This window comes from Peribacillus frigoritolerans, assembly GCF_001636405.1.
In the GTDB taxonomy this organism is placed as follows: Bacteria; Bacillota; Bacilli; order Bacillales; family DSM-1321; genus Peribacillus; species Peribacillus frigoritolerans.
In genome coordinates this window covers 1,435,048-1,450,363 of sequence record NZ_KV440950.1, presented here as the reverse complement: position 1 = coordinate 1,450,363, position 15,316 = coordinate 1,435,048, and the positions used below count along the sequence as shown (strand labels likewise).

20 protein-coding genes and 1 riboswitch are annotated in these 15,316 nt (G+C 40.2%); of the genes, 7 read left to right on the top strand and 13 right to left on the bottom strand.

The genetic code is table 11. From position 1 onward, the window contains the following. Positions 1-42 precede the first annotated feature (42 nt). Both A6755_RS07110 and A6755_RS07105 read right to left on the bottom strand, forming a co-directional pair. The gene (locus A6755_RS07110; protein ID WP_053536156.1) at positions 43-261 is read right to left on the bottom strand and encodes a DUF1659 domain-containing protein; all 219 of its coding nucleotides are present in this window, start codon (positions 259-261) and stop codon (positions 43-45) included. Positions 262-406: 145 nt separating this feature from the next. Continuing rightward, the gene (locus A6755_RS07105) at positions 407-688 is read right to left on the bottom strand and encodes a DUF2798 domain-containing protein (RefSeq protein ID WP_063590247.1); all 282 of its coding nucleotides are present in this window, start codon (positions 686-688) and stop codon (positions 407-409) included. Positions 689-817: 129 nt separating this feature from the next. On the opposite strand from A6755_RS07105, the gene A6755_RS07100 reads away from it, so the two are divergent. Continuing rightward, entirely contained in the window at positions 818-1,681 is an 864-nt protein-coding gene (locus A6755_RS07100) for a LysR family transcriptional regulator (RefSeq protein WP_063590246.1), read from the top strand. 146 nt (positions 1,682-1,827) lie between these two features. Then, a complete protein-coding gene (locus A6755_RS07095; RefSeq protein WP_063590245.1) occupies positions 1,828-2,487 on the top strand; it encodes a hypothetical protein in 660 nt (219 codons plus the stop codon). A gap of 43 nt (positions 2,488-2,530) precedes the next feature. Here the strand turns inward: A6755_RS07095 and A6755_RS07090 are convergent, their stop codons facing one another. The 4 genes from A6755_RS07090 to A6755_RS07075 all read right to left on the bottom strand — a co-directional run bounded on the left by A6755_RS07090 (position 2,531) and on the right by A6755_RS07075 (position 4,442). After that, positions 2,531-2,785: a sigma-G-dependent sporulation-specific acid-soluble spore protein CsgA gene (locus tag A6755_RS07090; RefSeq protein ID WP_063590244.1), complete on the bottom strand. Its 255-nt coding sequence runs from the start codon at positions 2,783-2,785 to the stop codon at positions 2,531-2,533. Positions 2,786-2,884: 99 nt separating this feature from the next. Next, positions 2,885-3,082, bottom strand: coding sequence for a helix-turn-helix transcriptional regulator (locus A6755_RS07085; protein WP_034309784.1), 198 nt, complete (start codon positions 3,080-3,082; stop codon positions 2,885-2,887). A gap of 33 nt (positions 3,083-3,115) precedes the next feature. Then, entirely contained in the window at positions 3,116-3,607 is a 492-nt protein-coding gene (locus A6755_RS07080) for a DUF6773 family protein (protein WP_063590243.1), read from the bottom strand. Positions 3,608-3,872: 265 nt separating this feature from the next. Next, positions 3,873-4,442, bottom strand: coding sequence for a dihydrofolate reductase family protein (locus tag A6755_RS07075; RefSeq protein ID WP_063590242.1), 570 nt, complete (start codon positions 4,440-4,442; stop codon positions 3,873-3,875). A 207-nt stretch (positions 4,443-4,649) separates the two neighbouring features. Here A6755_RS07075 and A6755_RS07070 point away from each other — a divergent pair, with 207 nt between their 5' ends. Beyond that, positions 4,650-5,576, top strand: coding sequence for an NAD(P)-dependent alcohol dehydrogenase (locus tag A6755_RS07070; protein ID WP_063590241.1), 927 nt, complete (start codon positions 4,650-4,652; stop codon positions 5,574-5,576). A gap of 692 nt (positions 5,577-6,268) precedes the next feature. Further along, a riboswitch (purine riboswitch) is annotated at positions 6,269-6,372 on the top strand. A 177-nt stretch (positions 6,373-6,549) separates the two neighbouring features. Next, entirely contained in the window at positions 6,550-7,419 is an 870-nt protein-coding gene (locus A6755_RS07065; RefSeq protein ID WP_063590240.1) for a 5'-methylthioadenosine/S-adenosylhomocysteine nucleosidase, read from the top strand. Between the two features lie 111 nt (positions 7,420-7,530). On the opposite strand, the gene A6755_RS07060 is transcribed toward A6755_RS07065, so the two are convergent. The 3 genes from A6755_RS07060 to A6755_RS07050 all read right to left on the bottom strand — a co-directional run bounded on the left by A6755_RS07060 (position 7,531) and on the right by A6755_RS07050 (position 9,292). Further along, positions 7,531-7,902, bottom strand: coding sequence for a hypothetical protein (locus tag A6755_RS07060; RefSeq protein ID WP_034309797.1), 372 nt, complete (start codon positions 7,900-7,902; stop codon positions 7,531-7,533). A gap of 161 nt (positions 7,903-8,063) precedes the next feature. Further along, positions 8,064-8,789, bottom strand: a complete 726-nt coding sequence (locus A6755_RS07055) for a ZIP family metal transporter (protein WP_063590239.1) — start codon at positions 8,787-8,789, stop codon at positions 8,064-8,066. Between the two features lie 164 nt (positions 8,790-8,953). Further along, positions 8,954-9,292, bottom strand: a complete 339-nt coding sequence (locus tag A6755_RS07050) for a hypothetical protein (RefSeq protein ID WP_034309801.1) — start codon at positions 9,290-9,292, stop codon at positions 8,954-8,956. 197 nt (positions 9,293-9,489) lie between these two features. Here A6755_RS07050 and A6755_RS07045 point away from each other — a divergent pair, with 197 nt between their 5' ends. Further along, complete coding sequence (locus tag A6755_RS07045) at positions 9,490-9,984, top strand: L,D-transpeptidase family protein (protein ID WP_063592478.1); 495 nt, start codon at positions 9,490-9,492, stop codon at positions 9,982-9,984. A gap of 72 nt (positions 9,985-10,056) precedes the next feature. Here the strand turns inward: A6755_RS07045 and A6755_RS07040 are convergent, their stop codons facing one another. Next, positions 10,057-11,511, bottom strand: a complete 1,455-nt coding sequence (locus A6755_RS07040) for an Msr family ABC-F type ribosomal protection protein (protein WP_063590238.1) — start codon at positions 11,509-11,511, stop codon at positions 10,057-10,059. Between the two features lie 682 nt (positions 11,512-12,193). Between A6755_RS07040 and A6755_RS27900 the strand changes: the two genes are divergently transcribed. Together A6755_RS27900 and A6755_RS07035 are read left to right on the top strand one after the other, a co-directional pair. After that, positions 12,194-12,322 (top strand): hypothetical protein, encoded by a 129-nt coding sequence (locus tag A6755_RS27900; RefSeq protein WP_284108473.1) that lies wholly within the window; start codon positions 12,194-12,196, stop codon positions 12,320-12,322. A gap of 186 nt (positions 12,323-12,508) precedes the next feature. Continuing rightward, on the top strand, positions 12,509-13,057 hold the full coding sequence (locus tag A6755_RS07035) for an SMI1/KNR4 family protein (protein WP_063590237.1): 549 nt from the start codon (positions 12,509-12,511) through the stop codon (positions 13,055-13,057). Positions 13,058-13,107: 50 nt separating this feature from the next. On the opposite strand, the gene A6755_RS07030 is transcribed toward A6755_RS07035, so the two are convergent. The 3 genes from A6755_RS07030 to A6755_RS26965 all read right to left on the bottom strand — a co-directional run bounded on the left by A6755_RS07030 (position 13,108) and on the right by A6755_RS26965 (position 15,285). After that, a complete protein-coding gene (locus A6755_RS07030) occupies positions 13,108-13,311 on the bottom strand; it encodes a hypothetical protein (protein ID WP_063590236.1) in 204 nt (67 codons plus the stop codon). Between the two features lie 231 nt (positions 13,312-13,542). Next, positions 13,543-15,144: a sodium:solute symporter family protein gene (locus tag A6755_RS07025; protein WP_063590235.1), complete on the bottom strand. Its 1,602-nt coding sequence runs from the start codon at positions 15,142-15,144 to the stop codon at positions 13,543-13,545. After that, positions 15,145-15,285, bottom strand: a complete 141-nt coding sequence (locus tag A6755_RS26965) for a hypothetical protein (protein ID WP_153246165.1) — start codon at positions 15,283-15,285, stop codon at positions 15,145-15,147. Positions 15,286-15,316 lie beyond the last annotated feature (31 nt).

Here is a 15,316-nt window from a genome sequence, read left to right as displayed (position 1 = left end):
TCCAATCACCTCCCCCGCTTCCGGCATCTTTCCAAATACCGTTTAGCCAATCAATGAATACATATCGACCCTGGTCACTTCACCCATTGGATAATTCTGCACACTTGTGATTGCAACAGCCGTCGAAAACAATTGATCCGCCGTCGCCTCGACCTTGATGTTCGAAAAGGTCCTCCGCTTGAAAACGAGAGCCCCTTTTTCATTTAACCCTGTCTCAAAATCGATCCGCAACGTACTTGAAACTGGAATCTGCTTTGCCATGCCACTCACCCCCTTTCACACTCTATATAAACTTTTACAGGATGAAAGTAGCATGATCTTGAAATTTTGCAGGGAAACGCAAAAAAGGCTCCCCATCATTTGGGCAGCACTAAAATCAGGAAATCCTTTTAATTATCTACTGGCATCATCCATTGTCTTCTTCTCTCACTAATAAATCCTTCTCAATCATGAGCGGTTTTTCTACAAAATTAATTCTTCTCATTATTTGTTGTATGACTCTCGGAAAGAAGTAAGCTCCAAAGAAAGCACAAGTAAAAGCCTGTGACCAAGTTTTTAACCATGCAGATAAGAATAGATGATCATACCCCCTATTTATTGAGACTAATATGAATGAAATAAAAAAGGACATACAAAAAGCCATTAAACATGCATAAATGATATTTCTGTATTTAACGTTAATCTTCATTACTTTTCTGCTTCAACTCCATGAATTAATTTTAGATTCCAACTATATTTTATTTCTTCCATTTACATTAGTAAAACCAATTTTTATAATAGTTCTATTAGAATTACTAATGCAAAGGGGTCAGTTCGGTTGAATTCGTATTATGCTTTTATCAAAACCATAGAAACAGGCAGTTTTACAAAAGCGGCTGAAGAACTTGGCTATACGCAGTCCGCCATTAGCCAGATGGTCCATTCATTAGAGGAAGAGCTTTCCACCACTCTTATCTTACGTTCTCGAAAGGGTATTACACTGACACCAGATGGCGAGGAATTTTTTCCATATATCAGGAAGATTTATCATTCACATAGGGAACTGACTGAAAAGCATAAAGAGATGGAGGGACTGCAAAGCGGCCTTATTCGTATTGGCACCTTTTCCAGTGTTACATGTCATTGGATACCAGGATTGATCAAGGATTTTAAGGAACTTTATCCAACTGTACATTTCGAATTACATCAAGGAAATTATATGGAAATCTCAAACTGGATTAAAGAAGGCAGCGTAGACTTTGGCTTTGTGAATTCAAATGTTTCGGATTTAACTACGATTCCCTTGCAAAAAGATGAAATGGTGGCTGTGATGCCAGTTGATCATCCTTTAACATCATCCACAGAAGTCTCCTTGGAGGAATTGCTAAAAGATCCTTATATTCTGTTGGATGAGGGAGTGATACATGAACCATTAATGATTTTTAAACAGTACGATTTTGAACCTGATACACAATACCGGGTATATGACCCTTATGCGATTATGTCCATGATTGAACAAGGGCTTGGCATTTCGATTTTACCGAAACTGCTCTTACATAAATGTCCCTATAATATTGTAACGAAAAGCATCTCTCCTTCTATTATCCGAACCATTACTTTGGCGTATAAGGATAAAAGGGTATTGCCAATAGCCAGCAGGTATTTTATTGACTTTATCATTGAAAGGTATAGGGAAATCTAACGTTTTTGCTTTTATCTTATTTTCCCTTTACATTCATTTTTTATTACGGACATTCCTGATGCGTAGTTAAATTGCAGTTGCCTTTAAATGGCATGTCATGTTCGGCTTTTCTGGGAAATAATAATCTCGAAAGGAAGTGGATGTTGATGTCATTAGAATGGTTTGACAGAGTAAGCGGGGAATTGCAGGATCATCTTAAATCAATTTGTGAGAAATACGATCGCAATGGCAGTATGATCGTGGAGCGCGGGTCTAAGCATCCACGCATCGAGTTTTATACAGAGCTGGAAGACGATGAGCGGGATTATTTTTCCTCGCTGTTTTTTGATCCGTATAATGAAGAATTTTATATGGAATCGTTCGATCCGGATTTAGGGCAGATCAGCAAGGTCATCCTTTCGGATATTGAAGATATCATCGATGCTGTCCATGAGAGCTTCCATAACTATTTGGAAGAAGATGATGAGGATGATGATTACGATTATGCATATGAAATGGATATGGATGATGATAATGATGATTTGTATGATCCTGACGGCGAAAATTCCGATATATACGAAATCGATGTAGATTGGGAAACGCCTGAAGTGACTGCCTATATCCAGGATAATGAAGTGGAGGTCACCTATCAATTCGGTATCGTTCAGGAGACGGGTGATGGTGTGCTGAAACGGATCAATCGGATTCGGACAGCGGATGATGACCTGATAAAGGATGAAACGAATTTCATTTTCAGCAAGGAAGAAGCAAGCACGATCATCGCCATGATTGCCAGTCATATGGATTCACTTAGTGAAATGGAATAAAACCAACAAAACCTTGTCCATGATCATCATGGACAAGGTTTCATCATATAATGATCAGTTCATATACCTCTGATAATTGCGTGACCCGTTCCGAATCACTCGCTTCCTTTGCATGCTTGATTTCCTGAGGAAGAATATGGTTAAGGAGACTGGCCTCTTTACCGGATAGCTTATTGACGAGTTCTTCTTCAGAATGAAAGTGTCCGCTTTTGATTTTATCATATATTTCCTGCGCCTCAGGATATTGGTCCGTATAGTTAGACAATATCTCACGTAAGTAACCAATCGTACGATCCATCAAACCATCCCTCTCGAATGTTAGATTTTTGCTTACATGCTATACCTTCCCCCATTTTTTAATGATAAATTCCTGAAAAAAAGATATCAAAGTCAATGATCAGTCTTCCTCCCAAAACAAATCATCCAATGTACGGGATAATGCTTTACAAATTCCGACACATAAACTTAATGAGGGATTATACTTTCCGGATTCAATCAATCCTATCGTTTGCCTGGATACGCCGACAATCTTGGCCAGTTCTTCTTGTGACAAGTCCTTTTCTACTCTCGCAAGCTTCAGTTTTATATTTTTCAAGGGATAGCACCTACTATTTCTTATTATCTTATCTTAGCTATTTTTCATTCCGATTTTCTTCGCCAGCAAGTATATACCGCCAAAAAACAGAAGTAAAATCGGCAAATAGATCATGACGGATACAAACGATACCAATACAAAATACCATACACCCTGGGAACTGCCATCGGCATAGGATACAGCACTATTCACGCCCATGAATATAGCGATGATAAGTGCTAAAGCAACCGTCCCAAGAACCGTCTTCTTGCTCATCGGTGTTTTGCTGTTGCGGTCATGCATCTCCACCTCATCCCAGAATACACCTAAGAAAATCGAACGAGCTAAGTAATACAGCCCCCCTCCAACAAGGATCGCGAATTCCAGATATAACTCCCCGCTGCCTGCACCATATTTATATAGTTTGAAAAGTGCACTCGCCAGGCAAATGACCAAGATGACATAATACATTTCTTTATAAATTCTATTTCTTACATTCTCAATCCGCTCATCCGTAATCTTTTTCGTTCGTTTAAATAGATTCATCTTTAATCGACCTCCATTTAATTCCATCGCTTACCCTTATTATATGATTCATTTTACTTTTTGCAACATATATATTACATTTTATAAATTATAAATTGCAATATGTATAAAAAAAGGTACCCACACATCAAGTATGGATACCTATTTATGGCTTTACTCGTAAGTTTTGGGGATTTACTCGTGAGTTTTTGGGTTTTACTCGTGAATTTCAACGTTTTACTCGTGAATTCATCATTTTACAAGTATATATCATCATGCTTAACAATTACTCTTCATTAAGATAATAGCAAAGTTGGACAACGCCAGAGGAAAAGCTTTTTGTATTAACCAGTGTTAGGTTCAATCTCTCCTTTATGTCAATAAACAAAGGTTTTCCTTCCCCTAAAATAACAGGGTGAACAGATAACCTGAATTCATCAACCAGCCCCAATCTTATAAAAGATGTAATAAGACTTGACCCTCCATAAAGCCAGATGTCTTTACCAGGCGTATTCTTTATTTTATTTACTTCTTCAACAATATCTTCATTTATGATCGTTACGTTATTATCAGTGCTTTTTTTCGTTTTAGAAAACATGAATTTTTGTTTGCCATGAACGATATTCCACATTTCTTTTTCAGTATCGGATACCTCATTTTCTGGCGTATATTGCCCCCATAAATCATAGCTTTTCCTTCCATAAAAAATAGCATCAATTTGATTCAAGAAATCAATGAACCCCATTTCAGGGTCCATAATGCACCAGTCGATTTCTCCTTTCGGCCCTTCAATGAATCCATCTAATGTAACTGCTAAATCTAAAATAATTCTTCTTGGTCTTTCATTAATGGTCATTCTTTAATCTCCTTTTGCCGTTTATCAGCAAAGCCAAAGGTTTCGCGGCTTTATCCGAATGAACGTACTCTTATTACCTCAGGGAATCCCCATGAATAATCACTGCTTTTCAACATTTCATCAGAAGTTACTTCAGTTACGTTAGTTTTATCTTACAGCTTCCATCATAGTATTAAAAGATTGTATCAAAAACTAAGGAGACTTGCGATGAAAGCAATGGTATGCACGAAATACGGTTCACCCGATGTACTGGAACTCAAAGAGGTAGTAAAGCCAACCCCAAAGGACAACGAAATACTGGTAAAGGTTCACGCGGCAACAGTGGCTTCTGGGGACGTAAGAGTCCGGAGTTTCAATAGCCCTTTCTTATTATGGCTGCCGATGCGAATGTTCCTGGGCCTTAGAAAACCGCGAAAACCGATACTCGGAGTGGAGTTGTCCGGGGAGATAGAAGGCACGGGGAGGAATGTGACAAAATTCAAAAAAGGCGACCAGATTTTTGCCATGACTGGAATGAATTTCGGGGCCCATGCCGAATACACATGCTTACCTGAAGACGGCCCAATTGCAATGAAGCCTGCAAATATGAACTATGAAGAAGCTGCCGCCGTTTCTTTTGGTGGAACGACAGCTCTGCATTTTTTCAGAAAAGCCAATATCCAGGCCGGACAAAAAGTCCTCATCTATGGCGCATCCGGTTCGGTGGGCACTTCCGCGGTACAGCTGGCCAAATACTTTGGAACAGAAGTTACCGGAGTATGCAGTGCCGCTAATTTTGAATTGGTGAAATCATTGGGAGCCGATAAAGTAATTGATTATACGGAAGAGGATTTTTCGGAAAGACAAGAGCGATATGATATCATCTTTGATGCAGTCGGGAAAAGTTCGAAAGCCACATGCAAAAAAGCACTGACCCTGAACGGGCGTTACGTGTCCGTAGAAGGACAGGGAATAGCAAAGGAACGTACGGAAGATTTACTATTTCTCAAAGAGCTAATCGAAACTGGAGAATTAAAATCGGTCATTGATAAACGCTACCCGCTGGAACAGATTCCCGAAGCTCATAAATACGTAGAGCTAGGACATAAAAAGGGAAATGTCGTGATAACTTTGGTTGATCATGATCGACCCTGACAAAACCCATAGTCTTTGTATAAATAAAGCGTTCAGTTGAATTCAGAAATCCGTCCCTTTCCGCCGACTGTCTGCCAAGCCTCCTCGACGCAAGCGTCTGTGGGGTCTCGGCCCGCCAGTTATTCGGCAGGAGTGTCGCAAATTTCTTCATTCCAATAAGGATTACTGAAAAAAACTTAAAGGATAAACTAGTCTAAACATAATTGAGACTAGCCTACAGTTTTTTCAAGAAAACATTACAGTTGATTTCAGAGATCCGCTCCCTTTCCGCCGACTGTCTGCCAAGCCTCCTCGGCTCATGCGCCTGTGGGGTCTTGGCTAGCCAGTTATTCGGCAGGAGTGTCGCAAATCTCTTCCATCCTTTAAGGGATTACAGAAAAAAACATGAAGGATAAACTAGTCTTAAAATAGGGTTCGGAATCAGACGAGCCAGCAGTTTTTTCTTTTAAAACACAAAGTTAATTGGAACGGAAGGTACGAGACTCCTGCTTAGAAAAGCGCGTCTAGGGGAGACCCCGCAGGCGCAAGCCGAGGAGGCTCCACGACCGCCCGCGGAAAGCGATTTCCTTACGTTCCAATCAACGTTTTAACGGACCACTCCTCCTAAATCACGAACATTAAATAACACTTTTGATTTATCGTTCACCTTTTTGATTGATTATCTTTCATTTGTTTGTTATATTAGCAAAGTAATAATCGTACATATCATTACTCGTATATGCTCGGAAATATGGTCTGAGCGTTTCTACCTGGTTCCCAGTGAAAGAACTAGACTACGAGTTAAAGTATTCGGCCGCCCGCTTTTTGAGCAGCTAATGATTTAGCAATCGCTTCATTTTTGCTTGATTATCTATACTTTGACTATCGTAGGTCTAGAAGGCAGCATTCATTCGCCGTTCTGGACCTTTTTCTTTGACCACAACTGCGAGTGTTTCAAACAATTGGATAATTTTTTTTTAAGGAGAGAAAAAACATGTTAAAAAAGTACACTCTATTAGGAATCATTACTTTACTTTTCGTGTCGGTGATTGCAGCTTGCAGTTCCACTTCCAAAAATGAAACGGTCGAAAAAAAGGCTCAAAGGCCGATCATGATTCAAGGTCCAATGCCAATCGAAGCTGAAAATTTCGCTAAAAGGCTAGAAAATGTTAAAGAAGAAAAATCAGGGGATTTTGTATTTTACATTGGAACTTTAGACAATTATCCTGTAATCGTGGCAAAAACAGGTAAAGGGATGGAAAATACGGCTGCCGCTACAGCATTGGCCATTGAAAGATATAACCCTATTGCCATCATCAATCAAGGGACATCAGGCGGACATGATCCAAGCTTAAACGTTTTTGATATTGTTTTAGGAGAGAGAACGGTAAACCTAGGTTCATTAAAAACGGCCGATAAAGCTGAAAACGAAGGAATTGATCCAACTATTTGGAAACCAATGGACCTAATGGCTTCTGAAGGAAGTGCAGGAGAAGATCCTAATGCTGAAAAACCACGCTTCTACGAAGGAGATAAGGATTTACTCGCAGCTGCTCATGCAGTTAAAGATACTTACACAAAAGGTAAGGTTGTCGATGGTACTATCGGTTCTGCAGATGTTTGGAATAATGAAGTGGATCGGATTAAATGGTTCCATACGAAATATGGTACATCTGTTGAAGAAATGGAAGGAGCTTCGGCAGCACAAATCGCCAAAGCTTACGATGTGCCCTTCTTAGGTATACGAGTGCTATCCAATAATAAAGTGAATGGCGGTAAATATAACCCTAATACAGCAGCAGCCAATCAAGAATATGTGTATGAAGTGGTCAAAAAGTATATCTCTTCGATGCCAAGCAAATAAGATCGGGCTCGGAGCATATAAAATTAGAATCTTTTTTGGTCAACTATCCCTATAATGAAAAAAAAGAAGAGCACATAATATGTGCTCTTCTTTTTTTCGCGGGTGCCCTAATTAGCTGACTATTGATTCTTCCTCTTTGCAAAAGGTTAAGCTGAGGCTATTCAACGTGTAAAGTCTAGCGGTGAAAATGAATAAATCGCTGTAGTTATTTTCAACGTACTCTTCAATGATTGCCATCCCTTTTCTGAATCTATCAACTAATAAGTGCGTATAGTTTTCATCCCAGGTAAACCGGTTGATCCGTTTAAGTTCATCGGCCAATACTTGAAACTTAAACTCCTCAACAAGAAGCTTCAATTGATACAATTTATCTTTATTTAAACAAAAGCAATTGTTTTCATTTTCATGATTTTCCCTGACGAATGTAATGAAACCCTTTAAATTATCAGCTAACATATTCGCTATTTGCATCTCGAAGTTCATTTCCAACAGCTCCTCAATGTCTAAAATCTATATGAAGAGTGTATGATTTGAAATGATATTTTAACACCAACAATTCTTTTTCGAGATAGATTCCTTGTACATTTCCTTCTATGATAGAATTCACAAAAAAAATTGCCCCCCTTCCCTCCAAGGGGACAATCTTACATCGAATCCAGAACTAAAGAGATAAGCAAGCCCGCAGCGGTGAATATGCCCGTGATCGGCCCTCCGTCTTCAAATGCTTCAGGCATCATCGTTGAGGCGATCATAGCGATGATTCCCCCTCCCGCAAAGGCTGCCATCGCTGCCAGGACATAGTCCGGGGCATGATCTAGGAATAGATAGCCCGACATCGAGGAAAGTGCCGAAATTATCAGGACGGAAAGCCACAGCAGCATGATTTTCTTCTTGGAGTAATTACTTTTGAGCAGACCTGTTGTACTTGAGAGCCCCTCCGGAATATTACTGATGAAGATGGCAATGACCAATAGCCAGCTTACCGAGCCGCCGCTTATTAAGCTTGCGCCAATCATGATCGACTCCGGTATGGCATCCATCACCGTCCCGATGAAAATGGCTAGGCCCGCTTCCTTCGAAGAGCTATTATTGGACCGTTTCCTTTTATCCGCACCTTTTTTGGAAATAAGAAAATCCAAGGCAGTAAACACGGCGGCCCCTGCTATGAATCCGATCCCCGTCGCCCAAATCCCTCCATCACTCACCGAATCAGCTAGCAGCTCATATGCCGCGGCACCAATCAATACACCCGTACCAAAGGCCATAATATAGCTAATGATGTTTTTCTTGATCGGAATGAGGATGGCGGCAAGTGCGCCAAGCAGGACGGCAGAACCCGATACCCCTCCCCAAAAGACCGCATTCCACATAGAATTCCCCCATTTCCTTTTTATAGGATAGTGTACCCGGGTTGATGTTGGGGTAAACAAGGGACGCTTTTTGCTATTCCAGCAAAAAAAAGCAGGTATATTCGCTGCCTAGTTTTTGGGTATAGAATAGTAGAGTACTTGTGAGTATCCCGCCCTTCGCTGCCTTATATGACTGATATTTGCGGTTTTCCTTCTTCTCTTTCACTAACCTTTTCGATTTTATCGACAAACATTTGAAAAACCTTTCTCTTTTCTTCCAGCTCTTTTATCGACTCTTTCAATTCGTTCAATTTTTGTTCAAAAGGTTTATGATAGAGCTCGCGGATGTTTCGAATAATTTCATCATTTATAGTGGATTGTACAACTTGTTTGGTAATATTGAATTTATAGGAATAAACCTGAAGGTCACGCTTAACTTCTTCATACTCTTTTTCTATTCCATTTAACACATCACTGATTTCTTCATTCCATTCGATTAAAGCCTTTTTCACATGTTCCTCCACCCTTATTCCCCCTCTTTAACTAACAAAAAATCTTCTCCATAAAAACTTATTTTATCAAAAGTTCATTTCGGTTTCTTTTCGGCTTGGTTACTTAACATATTAGTTTCATTAAAAACAGATAACAGCGAGTTACGAAACACTTTTAAAAATTCACATAGAATGTAACGTGACCACTATAACCTATGGAGGTGTTCAGACTGATTCATACAGTTAAACCAGGTGAAACACTGACACAGATATCCAGGGACTACCGGAAACCGCTATCGGCAATCATCGCTGCTAACCCGACAATAAATCCAAACGTCATTTATCCTGGTCAACCCATTATGATCCCTGGTTTTCCTCCTGCTGATACCATTCCATTTCAGATCGATGTGTCCGTTAACAACCGTAAGCTAAGACTGCTAAAAAATGGAGTATTGCAGAAACAATATCCAATCGCCGTTGGAAGAATGCTGTTCGGTACACCGGTAGGAAAATTCATCATCATTAATAAAGCCCCCAACCCCGGAGGCCCATTCGGTACAATGTGGATGAGTCTATCCAAGGAGCACTACGGCATTCATGGAACGAACGATCCCAGCTCAATTGGTAAAGCCGTCTCAAAAGGCTGTATTCGCATGCATAATCGGGACGTGGAGGAATTATCAAGGATTGTTCCAATCGGAACATTGGTTACGATCCATCCTTAATGTGTTTATTTACTCTTATATAAATAAGCCGACGGAATTGTTCCATCGGCTTATTTTGCCATAATTTTAAAATCACACTTGAACCAATTTTTTCGCCTGTATTTTATACTGAATATCGGCAACCTGCTTTATGAACGCTGAATCATGGGATACAAATATGATCGTGCCTTTATATCCAGCCATGAATCGTTCCAATGCTTCAATGGCAGTGATATCCAGAAAATTAGTCGGTTCATCCAATAGCAGAATGTTGTATTCCCCTAGAAACAACTGACAAAGCTGGAGGCGAATCGCTTCTCCGCCACTTAAGGACTGAACGCTTTTCAGTATATCCGTCCCGGTAAACTGCATCGAATGCAGGACACTTCTTAAAAATCCTTCATCATATTCCGAGCGATTCCCCAGGAATTGCAGAACCGTTTCATCTTTTGCAAATCTATAGCTCATTTGACGGAAGTAACCCATTTTCGCTTTTGGAGAAACCGTTAAACCGGCACCATTATTCGCAATATGGTGCAGCAAAGTACTTTTACCGCTGCCGTTGCTGCCTGTGATGGCTATTTTTTTACCGAGCGGCAGCTGGAAACTCACCTCATCCAATAATACGTTCTCCTCCACTTGAAGAGTCAGTCGGTCCGCCATTATCGGGAACTTATTATGCAATTCCAATTGCTTTGACTGGCGAAATACGATTTGCCTTTCCTCTTGTACTGCTTCCACTTCCTGAAGTTTTTCCACTCGATGCTCAATTGCCTTCGCTGCACGTTGTGCGGCTTTTTGGCTTGTGCCTTTCGATTTCGTCATAAACGTTTTATTCGGTTTTGCATTCGCCTCTTTTTTTGACAACCTTCCAGCTTGAGCGATTTTTTCAGCCTTTTTCATTTTTTCCTGCGCCGCTTTTTCAAGTCGGCTCTTTTCTTTAATGAATTGTTCATGAGCCTGCGTCTGTTGTTCACGTTTTAACTGCTTCTGTGCCATGTACTCGCTGTAATTCCCTGAATATACATATACCTCGCCTTCATGCACTTCCCAGATCGTTGTCACGAGTTCATCCAGTACAGCCCTGTCATGACTAATCAAGACAAGCGCACCATAGTAATAACGTAACTCATCAAGTAAAAACGAAATGCCGCCTTGATCCAAGTGGGTTGTCGGCTCATCGATAAGCAACGCTTCATTATAGTGGGTAAACAATTGGGCAAGCTTCAGCCTCGTTTGCTCACCGCCGCTAAGCGACGCAGAATTTCGCGGAACTGCCAATTTTCCCAGTAACGCTGGATCAGCTTCTGCAACAACAGGCGCTTCAACTTGCTCAAAATAGCCACGATCAACGTAACCCTTCACTTTTCCGCTTGTCGGTTGAATTTCTCCAGCAAGTAACTTCAATAACGTACTTTTCCCTGTACCATTTTTCCCGACGATGCCGACGCGGTCAAATTGATGCACAGCTAATCGTTCAATCTTCAAAATCTCTTTATCTAAATAAGTCACTTCGACATTTTCTAATTCAAAACATATTTGTTCCATATTCGCTACCTCCGAAATTTGTGATTTCGTATCGATAGCTTGGATCGATACGAGCTTCTATTTCAAGCCCGCATCAAAAGAATAATAGAAATTGCAATGTATACTCCCCCTATTTCATGGTCACCGCTGAATGAGCATCTAATCGATATGAGCTCAACTCCCAAACTCGCATCAAAAGAAAAGTAACTCCATCAAGTTAAATCCCTCCAAAACAAAAAAGTACACAGAAGGGCTCTGTGTACGGAAAAAATTGGCATAGATATCCGGCAGAACGACAAAACTCCTACAACATATCCATCCTATACACACAGCAAATAACCCCTTATAAAAAGTGGTTTTTTCCATAATATGTGTGTATATCAGTATAGTTGTAAAAATGCCACATTTATCGCTCCTTTCAAATCTTGCCCCTATTCTAACCAGGATATTTCCATCAGTCAATGATTTTTTGTTTTATAGATGATTAATAACTCTGGAGGTTTTTTATCAGAGGTTGGTAGGCACTTATCATGAAGATAATGGGGACTGAAAAGGACAGCCTGACGTCGGCTGTTCTTTCTTGTTTTAATTTCAAAGCTCCTCTCCCTAAAAAGTAATTATCTTACATTTAAGTTTTGCATGATATTATTAATAATTAAGTAGGCAAGAGCAATGAAAAGATAACATCTAAGGAGTGAAAAACGTGAAAAAGAAAATCATCATGTGGGTTACTGGTGTTCTAGTAGTCATCATTCTTCTTGGGTTAGCAGGCATGACATTCTATAAATACGCTCCAAATGAAGGAAAAACAACTACTGAAACCATTGAATGATTTTACTTTTGATTTCTGTTTCAATAAAGCATGTTCCACATCGAAATGATATACATCATGAATTGCCATTAAACTATGGCGGAACAAATTCAATGTCTAATTTATTTCCATTGCCAAGATGACTCCATCAACAAATAGAAACTATGGCGGGCTTCATATTAACAAATAATGGAGGGGATTAGTGAATTGAGTCATTTCGTGCATAACACCCTATCTGGACTTAAAAAATTGTTGAATATCAACAATCGAATGAAGACAATATCACACGAAGGTGAAGTTGGTAACGTTTCTTGTTCTTTTAATGCTCCAATACAAACAACTGAAATTGAAATGTTTGAAAGGGAAAATAACATTAAGCTTCCTGAAGACTATAAGGCCTTCTTAACACTTCATAATGGGGCAAGAATATATGAATTGATCGCAGAAGACGATATTAACATAGGTGGCGGCCTTCATTTATTTAGTTTAGATGAAGTAAAGGAAGCTCAAGAACTTGAGTTAATGGAGGGATTTGGGATTCCGATTGGGCATTTATTGGGTGATTGTTATCTCATATTAGATACAGAAAAACTAAAGGTTGGGGATCCAAATTACCTTAATATTTTGGAGTTTACAGAACTTGCATCTCCAAATCTTAATTTCGAAATTTTCTTAGACCGTTATATTATTTCACAAGGCGTAGTGTTTTGGGACTGGCCCATTTACACTGCTGAAAACTACTATAAGACCAGGTAAATAAATAATAAGGAGCGATTGCTAATTAACTGCAGTCGCTCTTTTTAATATTATTTCGACTCGAATTCAAGTATCACTGTTTGTTTATGTTCAGTTTTGTTTGTTTCGTAGATAAAAGAGTCTGCGGGATCTTTTAGTTCAGATTCTTCTTTAGATGTCTTTCCTTTAGATGCCTTTACATTCGATTGAGAAGAACAACCAATTACCATTAAGCCAGCAAGTAAAATTAAAATGAAAGCATATATTCTAATCATGTATGCAGCTCCTTATTTGTTTACTCAAAGTATAACATGGAAATATATTACTTTTTTGTCTCGTTTGATAAAAAGGAGATAAATATTGAAATCCACTCTTTCAACACAATATTAATTTAGTTGAAAGACTGACATAAACAAATCATTTGGTTTTTACTCATGAGGCGAATGAAAATAGTCATAGTGATAGTTTCAGAAAAAAATGACAGGGGATTCCCCCTGCCATCTCAATCAATTCATATTGATCGGCCAATAATAAAACACCAGTGTAACCATGATGATCATGACGCCGCTTATCATTAAATAAGCTGGGTATCTGCGGGTGATGTTCATTTCTTTCTGCTCGTCTATTTCAATCGGGGTTTGAAGGATATTTGCATGAAATTCCCTTTCTTCGATGGTGATCGTTCCATACTTGGAGCCAATGATAAGTGCGCCTATGCTTAGGATTAAACCAATGATGACAGGATTGAGGTAAACGGGAAGGCTGATACCAAACATGCCGAGACTTTCTCCGAGTATCACACCAAAAAAGCCGAATACGATGCTCCAAAATGCGCCTTCTTTCGTTACCTTCTTTGAGAATACGCTTGATATGGCAATCGGTCCCCATGATGCCGCAAATAGTGTAGCCGCAAAGTAGCCGATCCACATGACGGCAGGCGGCTGGAACAAGCCAATCAATAGAATGATCAAGCTGATCACGACCATGGATATGCGGCTGGCGCGTAATAGATGATGATCTGTGTATTCCTTTTTCCGTGATTGTTCCATGATATCCCGTGTAATGCTGCTTCCTATAATCTGAAGGAAACTCGAACAGGATGATAAGGCCGCAGCCATGATGCCGCTGACGATGATGACTCCAAGCCATGTCGGGACAATATTCATCGCTGCCCAAATGAATACCTTTTCCGTCGGGGCGATATCCGCTTTAATGGTGGTGATTGTCGATATGCTGATATGAAGGAACAAATAGACGGTCAAAATGGATATCGTTGCCCAAACGCCGGCCCGGATGGCTACATGTTCATTTCTGGCCATTAAATATCGGCTGCTTTGCCATGGACTCACGGCGATGACAATGCCCCAGACCAAGCCCATGATGACGGCCCAGGCCAATGCTTCCCAAGGAGTGCCCATCGTTGCGGCAGGTCCGGTAATGCCATGCCAGCTTAATAAATCAGGCCGTTCAGCCAGGTTTGCCGCTTTCGTAACGGCATCAGGAAATCCGCCTGCGGATTTGATGATATAAGGAAAACTAAGATACGTTGCGATCGAGAATAAAAAGAACATTATCGTATCATTGACCATGACGCCCTTCGCTCCTGAGAGAATGGTGAAGGATGAATACACGACCCACATGATCACCAGGGCCATTGGATAGGAAACCCCGGAAACCTCGGCCAATAACACGGCTGCCCCTTGAGTAACGGCAACCAAGTATGCTGCGATTCCGAGAATCGTCGTGATCGCAGCCGCCAGCCTTACCTTCTTGGAATGAAAGCGGTTACCAAAAAATTCAGGAACGGTCAATGATTTGCTTCTTCTTAAATACCTGCCAAACAGGAACACTCCGAATATATAGCCGCTTGCATTAAAAATCACGAGGATAAGCAGCAGGATCGGATACCCTTCATAGGAAAATCCCGCTTCCCCCATGAAGGATACCGTACTTAGGAAAGAGGCAACTAGCGTACCCGTTATCATCAATGTGTTTCCGCTTCGTCCAGAAACATAGTACTCCTCTGAGCTTTTCACTTTCCTGAATAAAAAGATGCCAATCGAGACGTAAACACAAAAGGAAATAATGATACCAAGGAGAAAGGCCACTTACATCCCCACCTTTTCAATCGGATCTTTTGCTTTTATTTCTTCTTGGTTTCTTTTCATTCTTACTAGGAAAACCTTCGTGATCCACCCCATGACAATTAAGGAACCCCCATAGCTTAAAGAGAAAATCAGCTCACCCATTTCTTGCCCCCCTTATCAAAATAGAAATAAT